The sequence below is a fragment of the Pantoea sp. CFCC18177 genome, assembly GCF_059412425.1.
On sequence record NZ_JBNBPL010000006.1, the window covers coordinates 123,403 to 140,463 of the forward strand.

General features: G+C 53.9%; 16 protein-coding genes. 6 read left to right on the forward strand and 10 right to left on the reverse strand.

From position 1 onward, the window contains the following. Window positions 1-33 precede the first annotated feature (33 nt). Window positions 34-2,739, forward strand: coding sequence for a preprotein translocase subunit SecA (secA, locus tag ACPUC8_RS08395; RefSeq protein ID WP_039329327.1), 2,706 nt, complete (start codon window positions 34-36; stop codon window positions 2,737-2,739). Between the two features lie 111 nt (window positions 2,740-2,850). Then, a complete protein-coding gene (gene mutT / locus ACPUC8_RS08400) occupies window positions 2,851-3,246 on the forward strand; it encodes an 8-oxo-dGTP diphosphatase MutT (protein WP_039329325.1) in 396 nt (131 codons plus the stop codon). A gap of 25 nt (window positions 3,247-3,271) precedes the next feature. On the opposite strand, the gene yacG is transcribed toward mutT, so the two are convergent. Genes yacG through coaE form a run of 3 tightly spaced genes read right to left on the reverse strand, consistent with a single transcriptional unit; the run spans window position 3,272 to window position 4,834 of the window. Beyond that, window positions 3,272-3,469: a DNA gyrase inhibitor YacG gene (gene yacG, locus ACPUC8_RS08405; protein WP_034829659.1), complete on the reverse strand. Its 198-nt coding sequence runs from the start codon at window positions 3,467-3,469 to the stop codon at window positions 3,272-3,274. 8 nt (window positions 3,470-3,477) lie between these two features. After that, entirely contained in the window at window positions 3,478-4,221 is a 744-nt protein-coding gene (zapD, locus tag ACPUC8_RS08410; RefSeq protein ID WP_039329322.1) for a cell division protein ZapD, read from the reverse strand. A gap of 4 nt (window positions 4,222-4,225) precedes the next feature. Beyond that, window positions 4,226-4,834: a dephospho-CoA kinase gene (gene coaE, locus ACPUC8_RS08415; protein ID WP_039329320.1), complete on the reverse strand. Its 609-nt coding sequence runs from the start codon at window positions 4,832-4,834 to the stop codon at window positions 4,226-4,228. Window positions 4,835-5,052: 218 nt separating this feature from the next. On the opposite strand from coaE, the gene ACPUC8_RS08420 reads away from it, so the two are divergent. Beyond that, complete coding sequence (locus ACPUC8_RS08420; protein ID WP_039329319.1) at window positions 5,053-6,093, forward strand: GMP reductase; 1,041 nt, start codon at window positions 5,053-5,055, stop codon at window positions 6,091-6,093. Between the two features lie 30 nt (window positions 6,094-6,123). Here ACPUC8_RS08420 and hofC read toward each other — a convergent pair whose 3' ends face one another. The 4 genes from hofC to nadC all read right to left on the reverse strand — a co-directional run bounded on the left by hofC (window position 6,124) and on the right by nadC (window position 10,223). Beyond that, a complete protein-coding gene (gene hofC / locus ACPUC8_RS08425; RefSeq protein WP_039329317.1) occupies window positions 6,124-7,323 on the reverse strand; it encodes a protein transport protein HofC in 1,200 nt (399 codons plus the stop codon). Beyond that, complete coding sequence (gene gspE, locus ACPUC8_RS08430) at window positions 7,316-8,704, reverse strand: type II secretion system protein GspE (protein ID WP_039329315.1); 1,389 nt, start codon at window positions 8,702-8,704, stop codon at window positions 7,316-7,318. Before gspE ends, hofC begins: the two co-directional genes overlap by 8 nt. 2 nt (window positions 8,705-8,706) lie before the next feature. Next, entirely contained in the window at window positions 8,707-9,147 is a 441-nt protein-coding gene (ppdD, locus tag ACPUC8_RS08435; protein ID WP_039329314.1) for a prepilin peptidase-dependent pilin, read from the reverse strand. A 176-nt stretch (window positions 9,148-9,323) separates the two neighbouring features. After that, window positions 9,324-10,223 carry a carboxylating nicotinate-nucleotide diphosphorylase gene (nadC, locus tag ACPUC8_RS08440; protein WP_494926027.1) on the reverse strand — a complete coding sequence of 300 codons (900 nt, stop codon included), beginning with the start codon at window positions 10,221-10,223 and terminating at the stop codon, window positions 9,324-9,326. Between the two features lie 182 nt (window positions 10,224-10,405). Between nadC and ampD the strand changes: the two genes are divergently transcribed. Then, a complete protein-coding gene (ampD, locus tag ACPUC8_RS08445; RefSeq protein ID WP_494926028.1) occupies window positions 10,406-10,957 on the forward strand; it encodes a 1,6-anhydro-N-acetylmuramyl-L-alanine amidase AmpD in 552 nt (183 codons plus the stop codon). A gap of 16 nt (window positions 10,958-10,973) precedes the next feature. Beyond that, window positions 10,974-11,828: a beta-lactamase regulator AmpE gene (gene ampE / locus ACPUC8_RS08450; protein ID WP_039329308.1), complete on the forward strand. Its 855-nt coding sequence runs from the start codon at window positions 10,974-10,976 to the stop codon at window positions 11,826-11,828. Here the strand turns inward: ampE and ACPUC8_RS08455 are convergent. The 3 genes from ACPUC8_RS08455 to aroP all read right to left on the reverse strand — a co-directional run bounded on the left by ACPUC8_RS08455 (window position 11,810) and on the right by aroP (window position 15,684). Further along, window positions 11,810-12,763 carry a glycoside hydrolase family 43 protein gene (locus tag ACPUC8_RS08455; protein ID WP_058970929.1) on the reverse strand — a complete coding sequence of 318 codons (954 nt, stop codon included), beginning with the start codon at window positions 12,761-12,763 and terminating at the stop codon, window positions 11,810-11,812. The two genes, ampE and ACPUC8_RS08455, sit on opposite strands and share 19 nt — an antisense overlap. Then, window positions 12,760-14,166 carry a glycoside-pentoside-hexuronide (GPH):cation symporter gene (locus tag ACPUC8_RS08460; protein ID WP_494926029.1) on the reverse strand — a complete coding sequence of 469 codons (1,407 nt, stop codon included), beginning with the start codon at window positions 14,164-14,166 and terminating at the stop codon, window positions 12,760-12,762. The genes ACPUC8_RS08455 and ACPUC8_RS08460 overlap by 4 nt, the downstream gene beginning before the upstream one ends. Window positions 14,167-14,328: 162 nt before the next feature. Further along, window positions 14,329-15,684, reverse strand: a complete 1,356-nt coding sequence (aroP, locus tag ACPUC8_RS08465) for an aromatic amino acid transporter AroP (protein ID WP_494926030.1) — start codon at window positions 15,682-15,684, stop codon at window positions 14,329-14,331. Window positions 15,685-16,198: 514 nt separating this feature from the next. Between aroP and pdhR the strand changes: the two genes are divergently transcribed. Beyond that, window positions 16,199-16,963 (forward strand): pyruvate dehydrogenase complex transcriptional repressor PdhR, encoded by a 765-nt coding sequence (gene pdhR / locus ACPUC8_RS08470; protein WP_034829622.1) that lies wholly within the window; start codon window positions 16,199-16,201, stop codon window positions 16,961-16,963. Window positions 16,964-17,061: the final 98 nt, after the last annotated feature.

Below are 17,061 nucleotides of genomic sequence, written 5' to 3' on the forward strand. Positions count from 1 at the left end.
CGTAAATTACGGCTGAATTGAGAAAAATTTATCATGTTAATCAAATTATTAACCAAGGTTTTTGGCAGCAGTAACGATCGTACTCTGCGCCGTATGCGCAAAATTGTTGACGTCATCAACAAGATGGAACCGGATTTCGTTAAGTTGTCAGATGATGAGCTGAAAGCCAAAACCGATCTGTTCCGCGAGCGTCTGAAAAAAGGCGAGAGCCTTGAAAGCCTGATTCCAGAAGCTTTTGCCACCGTGCGTGAAGCCAGTAAGCGTGTGTTTGGCATGCGCCACTTCGATGTGCAGCTGATCGGCGGTATGGTGCTGAATGAGCGTTGCATCGCGGAGATGCGTACCGGTGAAGGTAAAACCCTGACCGCAACCCTACCGGCCTATCTGAATGCGCTGAGCGGCAAAGGCGTCCACGTTGTTACCGTCAACGACTATCTGGCCCAGCGTGATGCGGAAAACAACCGCGCACTGTTCGAGTTCCTCGGCCTGTCTATCGGTATCAACCTGCCGAATATGCCTGCTGTGGCGAAGCGCGCCGCATACGCCGCTGATATCACTTACGGTACCAATAACGAATACGGTTTTGACTACCTGCGTGACAACATGGCGTTCAGCCCTGAAGAGCGCGTTCAACGCAAACTGCACTATGCGCTGGTGGATGAAGTTGACTCCATTCTCATCGATGAAGCGCGTACACCGCTGATCATTTCCGGACCGGCGGAAGACAGCTCTGAGCTTTACACCAAAGTAAACAAAATCATCCCGCACCTGGTGCGTCAGGAGAAAGAAGACTCTGACACCTTCCAGGGTGAAGGTGATTTCTGGGTGGATGAAAAAGCACGTCAGGCTCACATGAGCGAGCGCGGCCTGGTTAAGGTCGAAGAGCTGCTGGTCAGCCAGGGCATCATGGAAGAGGGTGAGTCACTTTACTCCCCAACCAATATTATGTTGATGCACCACGTTACCGCTGCGCTGCGTGCCCACGCGCTGTTTACCCGCGACGTTGACTACATCGTTAAAGACGGTGAGGTCATCATCGTTGATGAACACACCGGGCGTACCATGCAGGGTCGCCGCTGGTCAGACGGCCTGCATCAGGCTGTTGAAGCCAAAGAAAGCGTCGAGATCCAGAACGAAAACCAGACGCTGGCATCCATTACCTTCCAGAACTATTTCCGTATCTACGAAAAACTGGCCGGTATGACGGGTACTGCAGATACCGAAGCGTTTGAATTCAGCTCTATCTACAAGCTCGATACCATCGTGGTGCCAACCAACCGTCCGATGGTGCGTAAAGACATGGCCGATCTGGTCTACATGACCGAGAAAGAGAAGATTGATGCCATCATTGAAGACATCCGTAACTGCACAGCAAAAGGTCAGCCGGTGCTGGTCGGTACCATTTCAATTGAAAAATCAGAAGTGGTCTCCCAGGAATTGACGCGTGCGGGCATTAAGCACAGCGTACTGAACGCTAAGTTCCACGCCAGCGAAGCGGATATTGTTGCTCAGGCGGGACAGCCTGCAGCCGTGACTATCGCGACTAACATGGCTGGTCGTGGTACCGACATCGTACTCGGTGGTAGCTGGCAGGCAGAAGTTGCCGCGCTGGAAGCACCAACTGAAGAACAAATCCAGGCAATTAAAGAGGCGTGGAAACTGCGTCACGATGCAGTACTGGCATCGGGCGGTTTACACATTATCGGTACTGAGCGTCACGAATCTCGCCGTATCGATAACCAGCTGCGCGGCCGTGCCGGTCGTCAGGGTGATGCCGGTTCCTCTCGCTTCTACCTGTCGATGGAAGATGCGCTGATGCGTATTTTCGCCTCGGATCGTGTCTCTAATATGATGCGCAAACTGGGTATGAAGCCGGGCGAAGCGATCGAGCACCCATGGGTAACCAAAGCGATTGCTAACGCACAGCGTAAAGTTGAAAGCCGCAACTTCGATATTCGTAAGCAGCTGCTGGAATACGATGACGTGGCTAACGATCAGCGTCGCGCCATTTACAGTCAGCGTAATGAGCTGCTGGATGTGTCCGATGTGTCCGAAACCATCAACAGCATCCGTGAAGATGTGTTCAAAGCGACCATCGATACCTACATTCCTCCACAGTCTCTGGAAGAAATGTGGGATGTTCCGGCGCTGGAAGAGCGTCTGCGTAACGATTTCGACCTCGATCTGCCGATTGCAGAGTGGCTGGACAAAGAGCCAGATCTGCATGAAGAGACGCTGCGTGAGCGTATCATGACTCATGCACACGAAAGCTATGCCGCCAAGGAAGAAGTGGTGGGCGCTGAGATGATGCGTAACTTCGAGAAAGGCGTAATGCTTCAGACGCTGGACTCATTGTGGAAAGAGCACTTAGCGGCGATGGATTATCTGCGCCAGGGTATCCATCTGCGTGGTTATGCGCAGAAAGATCCGAAGCAGGAATATAAGCGTGAATCCTTCTCTATGTTCGCTTCGATGCTGGAATCACTGAAATATGAAGTGATCAGCACCCTGAGCAAGGTACAGGTACGCATGCCAGAAGAAGTTGAAGCGATGGAGCAGCAGCGTCGTGAAGAAGCGGAACGTCTGGCACAGCAGCAACAGTTGAGTCATGTTGATGATGAAACGGCGGCTGCCGCTGCACTGGCTGCACAGGGCGGAGAGCGCAAAGTCGGGCGTAACGATCTGTGCCCATGCGGTTCCGGTAAGAAATACAAACAGTGTCACGGCCGTCTGGCCTGATGAACAAGGAGCCTGCGGGCTCCTTTTTTATTTGAGTGTCGGCATCGGGTTAACATTACTGGGCGACTGCTTTAAAATCAGCGTTCACTTATTAAAAGCGGAATTCAGCTTATGAAACACCTGCAGGTCGCGGTGGGCATCATTCGCAATGCCAGTCACCAGATCTTTCTTGCTCAGCGCGCAGCAAGCTCATATATGGCCAATAAATGGGAGTTTCCTGGCGGCAAAATTGAACAGGATGAAACCGCGGAACAAGCTCTAAAGCGTGAATTGATGGAAGAAACAGGCATTGATGTGACGGCAGCCAAAGCCATCGGTTTAGCCGATCACAGCTATGATGACCTGCGCGTCACGCTGCATTTCTTTCTGGTGGAAGGATGGAACGGTGAGCCGTATGGTCGAGAAGGTCAGCCACAACGCTGGGTCGAGCAGCGGGATCTGGTCGCGGATGAATTTCCTCCCGCAAACCACCAACTGATTGCTCAGTTAGTCGCTGGCGAGATTTAAGCCAAGGGGCGGTGCCCCTTGCGCATCAATGCTGCTCTTCACTCCAGTCATCGCTGTCGGTCAGATCGCTGTCACTGGGGATGCGTTTCTCCTCCGCTGCCCATTCGCCCAAATCAATCAGCTGGCAACGTTTGCTGCAAAACGGGCGCCACGGACTCAACTCATCCCACATCACGTCTTTACCGCAGTTAGGGCAGGGTACGGTAATCATCTCTTCTTGCATAACATCCTCTAGCAACAGGCTAATTCAAAATTCAGTCGAGCGGGGACTTCCCCTCGTTCGCTATCAAGTGGCAGGAAGCGAATAGCGTAACGGCTCTTATGGCCTGAGACTTGCGGGTAAAGCGCATCTTCCAGCGTGAGTTGCAGGCGCAGTAAGTCAGAGCCTTCAGCATTATCCTGATAAAAACCGTTGAGGCTGGTTTGATGGCGAAAGGCACCAGACTGGCGAATCAGATCGAGGATCAGGGTCAGGCTATTGCGCAGCGGCATCAGGGACGCCAGCCAGCCGTTCACCTGAGTATCCCGCAGTGACTGTTCCTGATGGAGCCAGATATGCAGGCTGGGCAAATCAAAACTGCAGCAACCGCCGGGTATGCTCAAGCGTTGGCGCACCAGCGCGATGAGGCGATCTTCACGTAACTGTTGTCCCATGCGTGGGGCAGCCATTAATTCAGTGGATTGGCGTTTTAAACGATCGCGCAAACTGACAATGGTTTGTTCGTCGACACCGGGCACATCCAGCCAGGCACGAAGCTTTTGCTGCTGGCGCTCCAGTTCTTTGAGTAACTCGGTGCGCATATCCCCGCGTTCGAAGATATCCAGCAAATCACCCATAATACGAAACACTGCCAGGGCAGATACCGAGCCGCTAACAGGGACCGTTTCATGTAACTGGTTCAGCAGAAACTCGACACGCAACCAGGTGCGCATCTTCTCATTCAGTGGGTGCTCAAATAGAACAACTGTGCTCATGATGTTAATCCTGTCGGGTTGCTGCCAGGCGTAAATAGCACTGGTGAAGTTCAGCAACGCGCGGTAACGCCTGCTCGGGTGTACCGCTATTATCAATGATGTCATCCGCACAGGCTAAGCGCTGTTCGCGACTGGCCTGCGCGGCAAGAATATTTTTCGCCTGGCTGAGCGTAATGCCATCCCGAGACTGCGTTCGCTGAAGTTGCGTTGCCTCATCCACGTCGACGACCAGAATGCGATCGGCCTGATGTTGTAAGCCGTTCTCCACCAGCAGTGGCACTACCCACAATACATAGGGTGAAGTCGCGAGTAATTTTAACTGATGTGTTCGCGCATTGATGAGCGGATGAAGTAACTGATTAAGCCAGTTTTTCTCCTTTGGCTGCTGGAAAATAATTTCTCGCAACCGAGCGCGATACAGCGTTCCTTCTGCCGTCAGGATCGACTCACCATGGCGCTTAACTATCGCCGATAAGGCCGGGGTGCCGGGCTCAACCACTTCTCTGGCAATCACATCGGCGTCAATGATATCAACGCTCAGCGCCGCGAAAGCGTTGGCAATGGTGCTTTTACCGCTGCCAATACCTCCGGTGAGCGCAACGGTAAAAGGCATCGCGTTCTCTCGGAATGTGTCTCATCGGCGACCACAGGTCGCAGCAAGATGAGAGCATGATCACAATCAATTTTCTCAGCTAAATTTAAGGGATTGTAGCCTAAATAAAGTGAAATTCGCAGTCTTGTCACGTCAGTAATGGCGCGTATGATAACGAGACTGGAGCCGTGAGCGCTACCCGAACTGCGGTTCGTCGTCACTAACCAGGACATCCTGCTATGCGTATTGAAGAAGATTTAAAGCTGGGCTTTAAAGATGTTTTAATCCGGCCCAAGCGCTCTACCTTAAAAAGCCGTTCTGAGGTTGAACTTGAACGCACCTACACCTTCAAACACTCTGGCCTGAACTGGACGGGCGTGCCGATAATTGCCGCCAATATGGACACCGTTGGTACCTTTACCATGGCCGAGGCCTTGGCGAGTTTCAACGTGTTGACGGCGGTGCATAAGCACTACAGCGTTGACGCCTGGCAGGCATTCATTCAGCGTGTCTCACCAACGGTACTGCGCCATGTGATGGTCTCTTCCGGCACTTCAGAATCTGACTTCACCAAGCTGGGCGCGATCCTGGCATTGACGCCGCAACTCAATTTTATCTGCATCGATGTCGCTAACGGTTATTCAGAGCACTTTGTTGAATTCCTGCAGCGAGTGCGGGAAAGTTTCCCCGGTAAGACTATCTGTGCGGGGAACGTAGTAACCGGTGAGATGGTTGAAGAGTTGATTCTCTCTGGTGCGGATATCGTCAAGGTTGGCATTGGGCCTGGTTCTGTGTGCACCACCCGCGTCAAAACCGGCGTCGGCTATCCACAGTTATCCGCGGTAATTGAGTGCGCTGATGCCGCACATGGACTCGGTGGACAGATTGTCAGTGATGGTGGCTGTTCTGTGCCTGGTGATATTGCGAAAGCCTTTGGCGGCGGAGCCGATTTCGTCATGCTCGGCGGAATGTTGGCGGCGCATGATGAGTGCGAAGGTTCCATCGTTGAAGAGAATGGCGAGCAATTTATGCTGTTCTATGGCATGAGTTCGGAGTCGGCGATGAAACGCCACGTGGGCGGCGTTGCCCAATATCGCGCAGCAGAAGGTAAAACCGTGCGGCTGCCGCTGCGTGGCCCGGTTGAAGAGACGGTGAAAGATATCCTCGGCGGATTACGCTCTGCCTGCACCTACGTTGGGGCAGAACGGCTGAAAGAGCTGACAAAACGCACCACCTTCATCCGTGTAGCAGAACAGGAAAACCGGGTGTTCACACGCTAGTGCCGGAAACAGGTGCGCGGTGCGCACCTGCTAACGGATAGCCTCTCCCAGGCCAAATACCGGCAAGTACATTGCAATCACCAACGTTCCAACGATGCCGCCTATCACCACCATCATCAGTGGCTCCAGCGATGCCGCAAGGGTATCCGCACGAGACAGCGTTTGAGCTTCATGCCATTCAGCCAGACGCGCCAGCATCACATCCAGCGCTCCCGCTTCCTCTCCGACGCGAATAAGTTGAGCACACAGCGGGGTGAAGAGTGCATGTTGTTGCAGTGCCTGATGCAGCGGTGCGCCAGCGGCGATATGCTGTTGCAGTGCGACAATATCCTCACGCCACAGACATGAAGACAAGGTGACTTCTACCGCCTGCAGGCTATGCAGCAGGGTTAAACCGGCCTGCTGTGTCAGGTGCATAATGGCGTAGATCTGACTCAGTTGCCCTCCGCGCCACAGTGGAGATAACAGCGGCAGGCGCAATAACCCACGCTGCACACGCCGTTGCCATGGCACTGAGCGACGATAAAGCCACTTGCCGATCAATATCAGCGCGGCGATGAGCAGCGAAAGGGGAACGGCAGCCTGCTGTAACCCTTCCGACAGCGCGATGACTGCCGCAGTGAAAGCGGGAAGTGGGGCATTAAAGCTGGCATACACGGAGACGAATTCTGGCAGGACAAACAGCAGCATACCGGCACTGACCGCCATCGCAACCAGCAGAATAAACAACGGATAACGCAGCGCTTTAATCACTTTCTGGCGCAGATGCTGTTGCTTACTTTGCTGGAGCGCCAACTGTCTGCAGCACTCATCGAGTTGGCCTGTCAGTTCCCCCACCTCCATTAATGCTGGAAAGAGCGGCGGAAATATCTGCGGCCAGGCACGCAGTGCCTGCGAGAAAGTGTCTCCCGCTATAACCCGGCGGTGTAATTCACCCAGCAACACGCGCCATCCCGCATGCGGATGGCCCTCTGCCAGCAAGGTCAGGCTTTCCGCCAGCGGCAAGCCTGCCTTCAGCAAAGTGGCCAACTGGCGAACCAGGTCGATTTTCTGTTGCCATTTCCAGTCCCGAGCACGCCAGCATCGGCCGCGATGCCAGTTGACCGGCAGCATTCCGCGGTCCGAGAGCTGATTAAGCAGCGAATCCTGGTTTGCCACTAGCGAGGTGCCGTCCAGTAACAACCCCATAGTGTCGAGCGCCTGCCAGCGGTAAGAATAGAGATTAGCCATCACCCAATCCCACGACGCGCTGCATCTCCTCGAAAGACGTTTCTCCCCGACTTACCGCATCCAACCCAGCGGTGAGCAAGGTTTTCATCCCCAGCTCATTGGCTAGCGCGATAACGTGCTCCAGCGGCATATCGGCGGATATCGCGTTTTGCAACTTATTACTCATCGGGAGAATTTCGAACAGCGCAACACGACCGTAATAGCCGGAAAAACAGTGGTCACATCCCGGTGCGCGCCAGGTTTGCAATGTGCCCGGCCACATTTCATGGGGTAAGTGGGCAATCGCCTGTGCTGGCTGGCGGCAATGTGTACACAGGCGCCTGACTAGACGCTGCGCCACGACCAACTGCAATGCCGGGCCGAGCAGATAGCCGGGAATATCCATCTGCCGCAGGCGTGTGAGGGTTTCTGCGGTAGAGTTTGTGTGTAGGGTCGAGAGGACTAAATGCCCAGTCTGTGCCGCTTTCACGGCAATGCTGGCGGTTTCGGCATCGCGGATCTCTCCCACCATGATGACATCAGGATCCTGCCGTAATAGTGCGCGCAGCACGCGGTTAAAATCGAGGCCGCTGCGTGGATGGATCTGAGTCTGATTGATGCCATCGAGTGGGATCTCGACCGGATCCTCAACACTGCATACATTCTTATCCGGCACGTTCAGCGCGCTCAATCCACTGTAAAGCGTGAAGGTTTTTCCACTGCCTGTCGGTCCGGTGACCAGAATCAGCCCTTGAGGTTTAGCCAGGGCATTTTTCAACAGACGCAATTGCGCGAGCGGCATACCGAGCTTATCCAGCGTGATGGCGCTGTTTTCACTCTGCAGCAGCCTGACCACCGCTTTTTCGCCGTGGCTGGTAGGGAGCGTGGAGAGGCGAAAGGCCATCATCTGCTCATCGATCGGCAACGTAAATTGACCATCCTGTGGCAGACGGCGTTCGGCAATATCCAGACCACCCAGAATTTTGAGCCGAGCCAGCACTGCAGCAGGTTGTGCATCAGGCAGTTGTGACAATTTATGCAGCACGCCATCAATGCGCAGACGGATGCGTAAGCCATGGCGTTGCGGTTCAAAATGCACATCCGAAGCGCGCCGATGACTCGCCTGACGAAGAATGTTTTCGACGGCATTGATCGCAGACTCTGACGTAGCAGGTTCACGTGTCACAGCAGCGGCGTCGGGATTATGCAGTAACTGCTCCAATCGCGCGGCGGGCCAACACTCGACTTCAACCTTGCACTGGCTGGCGAATTGCAGCGCCTCAAGCAGAAGTGGGTCGGGGGTCTCTGCAACGGCGACGCGCAGTAATGTCGCGTCATGTTGCAGCATCACGGCTTGATAGCGCGCGCACAAGCTCTGCAATGCCGGATTAGAATGCTCCATTGTTAGCTGTCCTTATCGGCAAAACGAAACTGTTCCAGGCAGCTATCGCGTAGGCTGGCGTTGGTGCTGGTGCAACTGCGTTGCCAGTCAATTGTGCCTTCTGTGGCATTCCAGGTCGGCGTCATCTCCACCTGCAACCCGCTGAGACTCTCCTGACCGGCTAAGGAAATCACTCCATTAGCCACGCTCAATGTTGCGACATAACGCGAGCCTTTGGCCGCAGGAATACCTCCTGTCCCCGCCTGGCACTGTGCCGGATCGCCACGCTCAATGGCGCAGAGTTCCACCGCGGTTTTATAGGGCACCATGGTTTGCAGCATGTCGGTGAGCGCCGCACGTTGCAGGTAGTTTTGATAGCTGGGCAGGCCGATTGCGCTAAGAATGGCCACAATGCCAATCACAATCATTAATTCGATTAGGGTAAAACCCCGTTGTCTTTCCATCGTCAGGCTCCTTGTTGTGGAGCGGCTAAGGTAGGCAACGTCAGTGGGCAGCGAAAGCAGGACTGTGACGAAGTGGAAAACGTTACGCGTTAAATCGAGGTTGTTGCACAAGGTTTCGCTATTAATCGGGGAGAGTGCACAAACCGCCGCACTAAAGTACGGCGGCGGCCGCGATGTTATCCGTGTTCGCGGAAGCGCATGGAGAGGTCAAGGGCGCGAACATGTTTGGTCAGCGCGCCCACAGAGACGAAATCAACGCCTGTTTTGGCAATCTGCGGCAGGGAGGTTTCAGTGACATTGCCAGAAACCTCAAGCAAAGCCCGTTTCGCGGTAAGTGCCACGGCATCATGCATCATCTCAAAGCTGAAGTTATCGAGCATGATAATATCGGCTCCGGCATCAAGCGCATCCTGTAATTCCTGCAGGCTCTCTACTTCCACCTCCACCGGCACATCGGGCTCCAGCCACAGCGCTTTCTCAACCGCTTTGCGCACAGAGCCGCTGGCAATAATGTGATTTTCTTTGATCAGGAATGCATCAGAAAGGCCGAGGCGGTGATTGTTGCCACCACCGCAGAGCACGGCATATTTCAATGCAGTGCGCAGGCCTGGCAAGGTTTTGCGCGTATCCAGCAACTGGGTTTCGCTACCGTCCAGTAGCGCAACATAACGACTGACCTCTGTCGCCACGCCGGACAGGGTTTGCACGAAATTCAGTGCGGTACGCTCTGCGGTTAACAGCAAACGCGCCGGGCCGTGTAATTCAAACAGCAGTTGGTCAGCGACCACATTTTGACCGTCCTCGACATGCCAGATGGGAGTGACTTTATTACCCAGCTGGATAAAGACTTCCTCGACCCAACGTTTACCACAGAAAACACCTGCTTCGCGCGTAATGATCTGCGCTTCAGCCTGCTTGTCTTCAGGCAAGAGCAAGGCGGTGATGTCGCGATCGGCATCGACTTCGCCACCTAAGTCCTCCTGAAGCGCGCGGGACACGGCTTCTGGGATATCCTGTTCAATGCGTTTAATCAGTTCCTGACGACGATGATCGGGGTCGTAACGACGCGATGCCATGGTGATGCCACTCCACTAGTCGGAATTTTGTGCGCCCACCTTAGCCTGATTTATTGACGATTGCCAGACACCGCTGAATGAAATGTTTAGTATCCTTAACACGAGGTCGCCTGCGCATTAAGTCGCAAGCGCGCAGGGGGAATCATGGTATTCTCGGCAAAGTTTGGCTAAGGATTGAAGGCATGAAACTGGAAGATGGCTGGATCACCAGCGCGCGCAAAGTGCCCTCACCGCACTTCAATCAGCGTCCGGAATGCGAAATTCCGTCGCTGTTAATCATCCATAATATCAGTTTGCCGCCAGGCGAATTTGGCGGTCCGTGGATTGATCAATTGTTTACCGGGACCTTACCCCCGGATGCTCACCCCTATTTTGCCGATATCGCCCATTTACGCGTGGCGGCACACTGCCTGATTCGCCGTGATGGCGAACTGGTGCAGTACGTTTCTTTTGACCAGCGCGCCTGGCATGCTGGCGTTTCGCAGTTTGAAGGTCGAGAAAACTGTAATGATTTTTCGATGGGTATAGAGCTTGAAGGGACTGATACGCTGCCCTATACCGATGCACAATATGAGACTTTGCAGCAGGTTAGTGCCTTGCTGCTTCAGCATTATCCGCTGACGATGGATCGTATTACCGGTCACAGTGATATCGCACCGCAGCGTAAAACCGATCCCGGTCCCGCTTTTGACTGGATGCGCTATAAAGATGCTATCAGGCAGGAGAATCCTTGAAACCGCAGGAGCAGGTATGACGTTGTTTAGCTTGTTATTAGTTTTAGGTTGGGAGCGCCTTTTTAAATTGGGTGAGCACTGGCAACTGGATCATCGGTTGGAACCGCTGTTCCGTGGACGCCAGCGCTTCTCGCTGTTGCGCACGTTATTGATGACCCTCGTCGCCATGCTGATTGTCTGGCTGTTGGTCTGGAGCCTCAAAGGCATTCTGTTTGGCGTGGCGCAACTGGCTTTCTGGATTGTGGTGGGGCTGCTGTGCATCGGCGCGGGCTCGGTGCGTTTGCATTATCACAGCTACCTGAAAGCGGCGAGCCATGACGATGAAGCGGCGCATCAGGCCATGGCTGCCGAACTGACGCTGATTCATGGTGTGCCTGTTGAGTGCAGTGAGCGTGAATTCTTGCGTGAACTGCAGAATGCGTTGATCTGGATTAACTTCCGTTTCTACCTTGCTCCGCTGTTTTGGTTTGTGGTCGGTGGGCCATACGGCCCGGTTCTGCTGGTGGGATATGCTTTTCTGCGCGCCTGGCAGACCTGGCTGGCGAAACATCACTCGCCACTTGAGCGCGCGCAGTCAGGCGTCGATCGCGTCCTGCATGTGCTGGACTGGATCCCGGTACGCCTGGCAGGCGTGGCTTATGCGTTACTCGGTCATGGTGAACGGGCATTGCCAGCGTGGTTCGCTTCGTTGAGCGATCGCCATCGCTCGCAATATCAAGTGCTGACCAGCCTGGCGCAGTTCTCACTGGCACGCGATCCGCACATGGACAAAGTTGAAACGCCACGTGTCGCCGTGGCGTTGGCAAAGCGTATTTCTCTGGTACTGGTTGTGGTCGTGGCACTGTTGACGATTTACGGCACGCTGGTGTGATCGGCTGGCGGCACGCCAAAGTCCGGTGTGCCGTCTTCGCGCCATTCCAGGTACTTCAAACGCGTATGGCGGTTCGGATCCCATAACGGATCGCCCTCAATTTCGGTGTAGTTCCGTGCGTGATACACCAACACATCTCTTCCTTGCTCATCAACTGTAAAACTATTATGCCCCGGTCCATATTGCTGATTTTCCCAGCTGGTGGTGAAGACTGGACGCGCTGATTTCTGCCATGCGCTGTTGTCGAGCGGATCGGCCAGCGCATCAATACTCAACATGCCAAGACAGTAATTTTCATCGGTCGCGCTGGCAGAGTAGGTCACAAACAAGCGATCGCCATGGCGGATAGCTGCTGGGCCTTCATTGACGCTAAATCCTGCGCACTCCCACTGATACTCTGGCCGGCTTAGCATCACGGGGGCGCTTTTTAAGGTCCAGGGGTTGAGTAATTCCGCCAGATAGAGGTTGGAATTACCGGGGATCGCGGGATCTTTTTGCGCCCACAGATACCAGTTTTTGCCTTGATGCACGAAATGTGTGGCATCAAGAGAGAAGGAGTCGAGGGGAGTAAACACGCGACGCGCGGGCTGCCAGCGGCCCGAGAGCGGATCGCTGTCATCACACACCAGCGCGTACATACGATGTTGAAACAACCCGTCTTTAATGTCGCGTGTGGGAGCTGCGGCAAAATAGATCACCCACTGCCCATTAATATGATGGAGCTCAGGCGCCCAGATCAGTGCACTAAAAGGCCCGGTATCGGGTTTGTGCCATACCGTTACCGCTTCTGCCTCAATCAGGTCCGCTAACGTCTCTGCATAGCGAATTTCCAGGCGGTCATACTGCGGCACCGAGGCGACAAAATAGTAGCCTTGACCATGACGCAGAATAAAGGGATCGGCGCGTTGGGTAATAAAGGGATTTGGCCAGTTCATTTGATCTCTCCTGGAAGTGAGGTGGCAGAAGGGGTGCCAGGAGACGGTTCACGATGGCTGGCACGCCGAAGTGCAAGGTCATCCTGAATTGTGCGCATCAGTTGACGATCAACTTTCAGCAAGCGCACAACTCCTGCGGTGATGAGATAGCCGACACCGGGAATCACAGTGAACAGCAACACAATGCCGTTAATGGCGGTCGGTGATTGCTGCTTCGCCCCAGCGTCATAGCCATAAATGGAGAGCAAGAAACCGACCATCGCACCTGCCACCGCCAGCCCCACTTTCAGGAAAAAGAGGTTGCCAGAGAAACTCATGCCCGTGATGCGTTTACCGGTTTTCCATTCGCCATAATCATCAACGTCCGCCATCAATGACCAGTGCAGCGGAGATGGGATCTGATGCAGGATATTCAGCAGGAAGTAGGCGATGACCACCGCAACGGTTGCCAGTGGATCAATCCAATAAAAGCCACAGGAAAACAGCGCCAGCGCGATATTGATCCAAAAAAACACCTTCAGTTTGCACCAGCGGTCGGTAAGGATTTTTGCCAGCGTACTGCCTAACATCATGCCCACCACGCCCAGGCTGATAAACAGCGTAGCGAAGTGTGTGGATTGTCCCATCACCCAAATGACGTAGTACATGGTGGCCGCCATGCGGATAAAACCGGGGCAAACGTTACAGAAGGTCAGCAGCAAAATGCGTACCCATTGGTCGTTCTTCCATACGTCGCGCAGATCTTTTTTCAGGTCATCATTATTCGGCACTGCCGGGCGAATACGCTCGCGCACGGTGGCAAAACAGAACAGGAACATGGCCAGGCCAATCAGTGCCAGCACGCTCATCGCCATTTGATAGCCGCGCGCTTTGTTGTCCCCTCCGAACCACTCGGCCATGGGCAAAATGGAGAGTGACAGGATCAGTGTGGCCACACCCACCATGACAAACCGATAGGACTGACAAGAGACGCGTTCACGCGGATCGTTAGTGATTACCCCGCCCAGAGAGCAGTAGGGGATGTTGATTGCCGTGTAGGTGAGCGACATCAGGAAGTAGGTGACAAATGCCCAGATGACTTTATTTTCGTAGCTCCAGTCCGGTGTGGTGAACATCAGGACGCTGAACAGGACATAGGGTACTGACACCCATAACAGCCACGGGCGGAAACGGCCCCAGCGGCTTTGTGTGCGGTCCGCTATCGCACCCATGATGGGGTCGGTCACCGCATCCAGCACGCGCACAGAAAGCAGAAGGGTGCCGACCAGCGCCGGGGCGAGGCCAAACACGTCGGTGTAGAAATAGTTAAGGAACAGCATGATGGCACCGCCGATCATGTTGCATCCGGCATCGCCCATGCCATATCCCAGTTTCTCCCTGAACGAGAGGGCGGCTCCTTTCATTTTTCGTCTCCATCTGCAAGGTGAGACGAAATTATTAGCGTTAAATCAGTAACATGGTGGGGAGGATTTGGTTACGTAGATGGACAAAACAGGTGGGCGGAGAAAAGTGTGAGGCAGATCAGAAGAACTGCCCGGTGACGGGACACCGGGCAGAGACAAACATTAGGCTTTTTGTACTTTATTCTTGATGGCGTAACCCACAGCCAGGATCACCAGCCAGACCGGAATCAGCCAGACAGAGATCGCCATACCTGGGGTCATGACCATGATGACCAGTACTGCCGCCAAAAACAGCAAGCAGATCCAGTTCCCCAGCGGATAGAGCACCGCTTTAAAGCGCGTGGTCACACCTTGTTGGTCTTTCTTCTTACGGAATTTCATATGAGCGAGGCTGATCATTGCCCAGTTGATCACCAGCGCAGACACCACCAGCGACATCAACAGGCCAAAGGCTTCACCTGGCATCAGGTAGTTGATCAGTACACACAAAGCGGTTGCCACCGCGGAGACCATAATAGTGGCTACCGGTACGCCGCGACGGTCAACGTTTAACAGCGCTTTCGGGGCGTTACCCTGCTGTGCTAAGCCGAACAACATTCGGCTGTTGCAGTATACGCAGCTGTTATAGACCGACAGCGCAGCCGTCAGAATCACCACGTTCAGCGCGTTGGCGACCAGCGCATCACCCAGTTCATGGAAGATCAGCACGAACGGGCTGGTGTCTGCCGTTACACGCGTCCATGGCAGCAGTGAAAGCAAAACAGCCAGTGAACCGATGTAGAAGATCAGAATACGCCACAGCACTTGGTTGGTGGCTTTAGGAATGCTCTCATGAGGATTATCCGCTTCTGCCGCCGTGATACCGACCAGTTCAAGACCACCGAAGGAGAACATGATGATGGCCATCATCATCACCAGTCCAGACCAGCCATTGGGCATAAAGCCGCCCTGTTCCCACAGGTTGCGAACGGTGGCTTGTGGACCGGCGTGACCGCCAAACAGTAACCAGGCACCGAACAGGATCATGCCGACAACCGCCACTACTTTAATAATGGCGAACCAGAACTCCATCTCACCAAACACTTTAACGTTGGTCAGGTTAATGGCGTTAATCACCACGAAGAAGATGGCGGCACTGGCCCAGGTGGGAAATTCGGGATACCAGAACTGAATGTATTTACCGACGGCGCTTAATTCGGCCATGGCAACCAGCACATACAGCACCCAGTAGTTCCAGCCAGAGGCGAAACCGGCGAAGTTGCCCCAGTACTTATAAGCGAAGTGGCTGAAGCTACCGGCAACCGGCTCTTCTACGACCATTTCGCCCAGCTGACGCATAATCAGAAAGGCAATAAAACCGGCAATGGCATAACCCAGAATCACGGCCGGGCCGGCCGATTTAATCACTGATGCGCTGCCCAGAAACAGACCGGTACCCACGGCACCGCCCAGCGCAATAAGCTGAATATGGCGATTTTTCAGGCCGCGATGCAGCGACTCGCCATGCTGTTGTTCCATACAAACCTCGTGATGTTGTTATTGTGCACCTGCAGTGCGCGCACTGTAAGGCTGTTTTTACCTAATGTATTCTTTTCTTTACGGTATCTGGCGTGCTGTGTGCATGTCCCGGCTACCATGGCGTCCAGAATAGTGATAAGCGCGCCGCTTTGCACCTGCTTTTGCTTTTTGTGCTGAGAGATGGCTGAAAAAGCAGCAGTATCCTCTGTGGAGCACCCAAGATATTTCTGACATGAATAAACAATAAACACGAATAGCTTTGCCTTATGGTTTAGCGACGCTGCAACGGCTAACCCTGTGTAAGGTTTAGTAAAAGTGAAATCTGTTAACAATTCACTTTGCCGGCAAATTTATGCCTTTAACACGGTGAGTTAGCGTGCGGCAACAGCGATATACCCTTGAAGTGTGATGGGGGCCATATAGACACAAGGTGAATACTTTGTTACTTTACGGGCACTATTTTTCAATTGGTATTACCAATTTACTCCGGACGTTTGGCTGATAAGAAGGGAAGATGGCTTACAGTAAAATTCGCCAACCCAAGCTCTCCGATGCGATTGAGCAACAGCTGGAGTCCCTCATTATGGAGGGGACACTTCAGCCGGGTGAAAAGCTGCTCCCCGAACGCGAACTGGCGAAACAGTTCGATGTCTCACGTCCATCCCTGCGCGAAGCGATCCAGAGCCTTGAAGCCAAAGGCCTGCTGCTGCGCCGTCAGGGCGGTGGTACCTTCGTGCAAACGAATCTCTGGCAGAGCATGAGTGACCCGCTGGTCAGTCTGCTTGCTGAGCATCCAGAATCTCAGTTTGACCTGTTGGAAACCCGTCACGCACTGGAAGGTGTGGCTGCGTATTACGCCGCGCTGCGTGGCACAGATGAAGATTTGCAGCGTATCCGTGACTGCCATGTTCATATTCAGCAGGCACAGGACAGTGGCGATCTGGATGCCGAGGCCGATGCAGTGATGAAGTATCAGATCGCTGTCACAGAAGCCGCTCATAATGTGGTGCTGTTGCATTTGCTGCGCTCTATGGGCCCTATGCTGGAACAAAACGTTCGCCAGAATTTTGAATTGCTCTACGCTCGCCGGGAAATGCTGGCGAAAGTGAGTGGTCACCGCGCCAGTATTTTTGAGGCGATTGTGGCTCGTGAGCCAGAACAAGCGCGCGAGGCATCTCATCGTCACCTGGCGTTCATTGAGGAAATCTTGCTGGACAGAAGTCGGGAGCAGAGTCGTCGTGAACGCTCCCTGCGTCGTTTACAGCAACGTAAGGAATAACGCACGGCAACGAACGTGCGGAAAACAAACGACGGACCTGTCTTCTTGTGCTGTGAATAAGAAGCAAAGCACAAGCAGACAGGCTCCTGATAATTCAA

What these genes read in the sequence shown, in the direction of transcription:
- secA (WP_039329327.1), top strand. Translation starts at nt 34, where the DNA reads ATGTTAATCAAATTATTAACCAAGGTTTTTGGCAGCAGTAACGATCGT.
- mutT (WP_039329325.1), top strand. Translation starts at nt 2,851, where the DNA reads ATGAAACACCTGCAGGTCGCGGTGGGCATCATTCGCAATGCCAGTCAC.
- yacG (WP_034829659.1), bottom strand. Translation starts at nt 3,469, where the DNA reads ATGCAAGAAGAGATGATTACCGTACCCTGCCCTAACTGCGGTAAAGAC.
- zapD (WP_039329322.1), bottom strand. Translation starts at nt 4,221, where the DNA reads ATGAGCACAGTTGTTCTATTTGAGCACCCACTGAATGAGAAGATGCGC.
- coaE (WP_039329320.1), bottom strand. Translation starts at nt 4,834, where the DNA reads ATGCCTTTTACCGTTGCGCTCACCGGAGGTATTGGCAGCGGTAAAAGC.
- ACPUC8_RS08420 (WP_039329319.1), top strand. Translation starts at nt 5,053, where the DNA reads ATGCGTATTGAAGAAGATTTAAAGCTGGGCTTTAAAGATGTTTTAATC.
- hofC (WP_039329317.1), bottom strand. Translation starts at nt 7,323, where the DNA reads ATGGCTAATCTCTATTCTTACCGCTGGCAGGCGCTCGACACTATGGGG.
- gspE (WP_039329315.1), bottom strand. Translation starts at nt 8,704, where the DNA reads ATGGAGCATTCTAATCCGGCATTGCAGAGCTTGTGCGCGCGCTATCAA.
- ppdD (WP_039329314.1), bottom strand. Translation starts at nt 9,147, where the DNA reads ATGGAAAGACAACGGGGTTTTACCCTAATCGAATTAATGATTGTGATT.
- nadC (WP_494926027.1), bottom strand. Translation starts at nt 10,223, where the DNA reads ATGGCATCGCGTCGTTACGACCCCGATCATCGTCGTCAGGAACTGATT.
- ampD (WP_494926028.1), top strand. Translation starts at nt 10,406, where the DNA reads ATGAAACTGGAAGATGGCTGGATCACCAGCGCGCGCAAAGTGCCCTCA.
- ampE (WP_039329308.1), top strand. Translation starts at nt 10,974, where the DNA reads ATGACGTTGTTTAGCTTGTTATTAGTTTTAGGTTGGGAGCGCCTTTTT.
- ACPUC8_RS08455 (WP_058970929.1), bottom strand. Translation starts at nt 12,763, where the DNA reads ATGAACTGGCCAAATCCCTTTATTACCCAACGCGCCGATCCCTTTATT.
- ACPUC8_RS08460 (WP_494926029.1), bottom strand. Translation starts at nt 14,166, where the DNA reads ATGAAAGGAGCCGCCCTCTCGTTCAGGGAGAAACTGGGATATGGCATG.
- aroP (WP_494926030.1), bottom strand. Translation starts at nt 15,684, where the DNA reads ATGGAACAACAGCATGGCGAGTCGCTGCATCGCGGCCTGAAAAATCGC.
- pdhR (WP_034829622.1), top strand. Translation starts at nt 16,199, where the DNA reads ATGGCTTACAGTAAAATTCGCCAACCCAAGCTCTCCGATGCGATTGAG.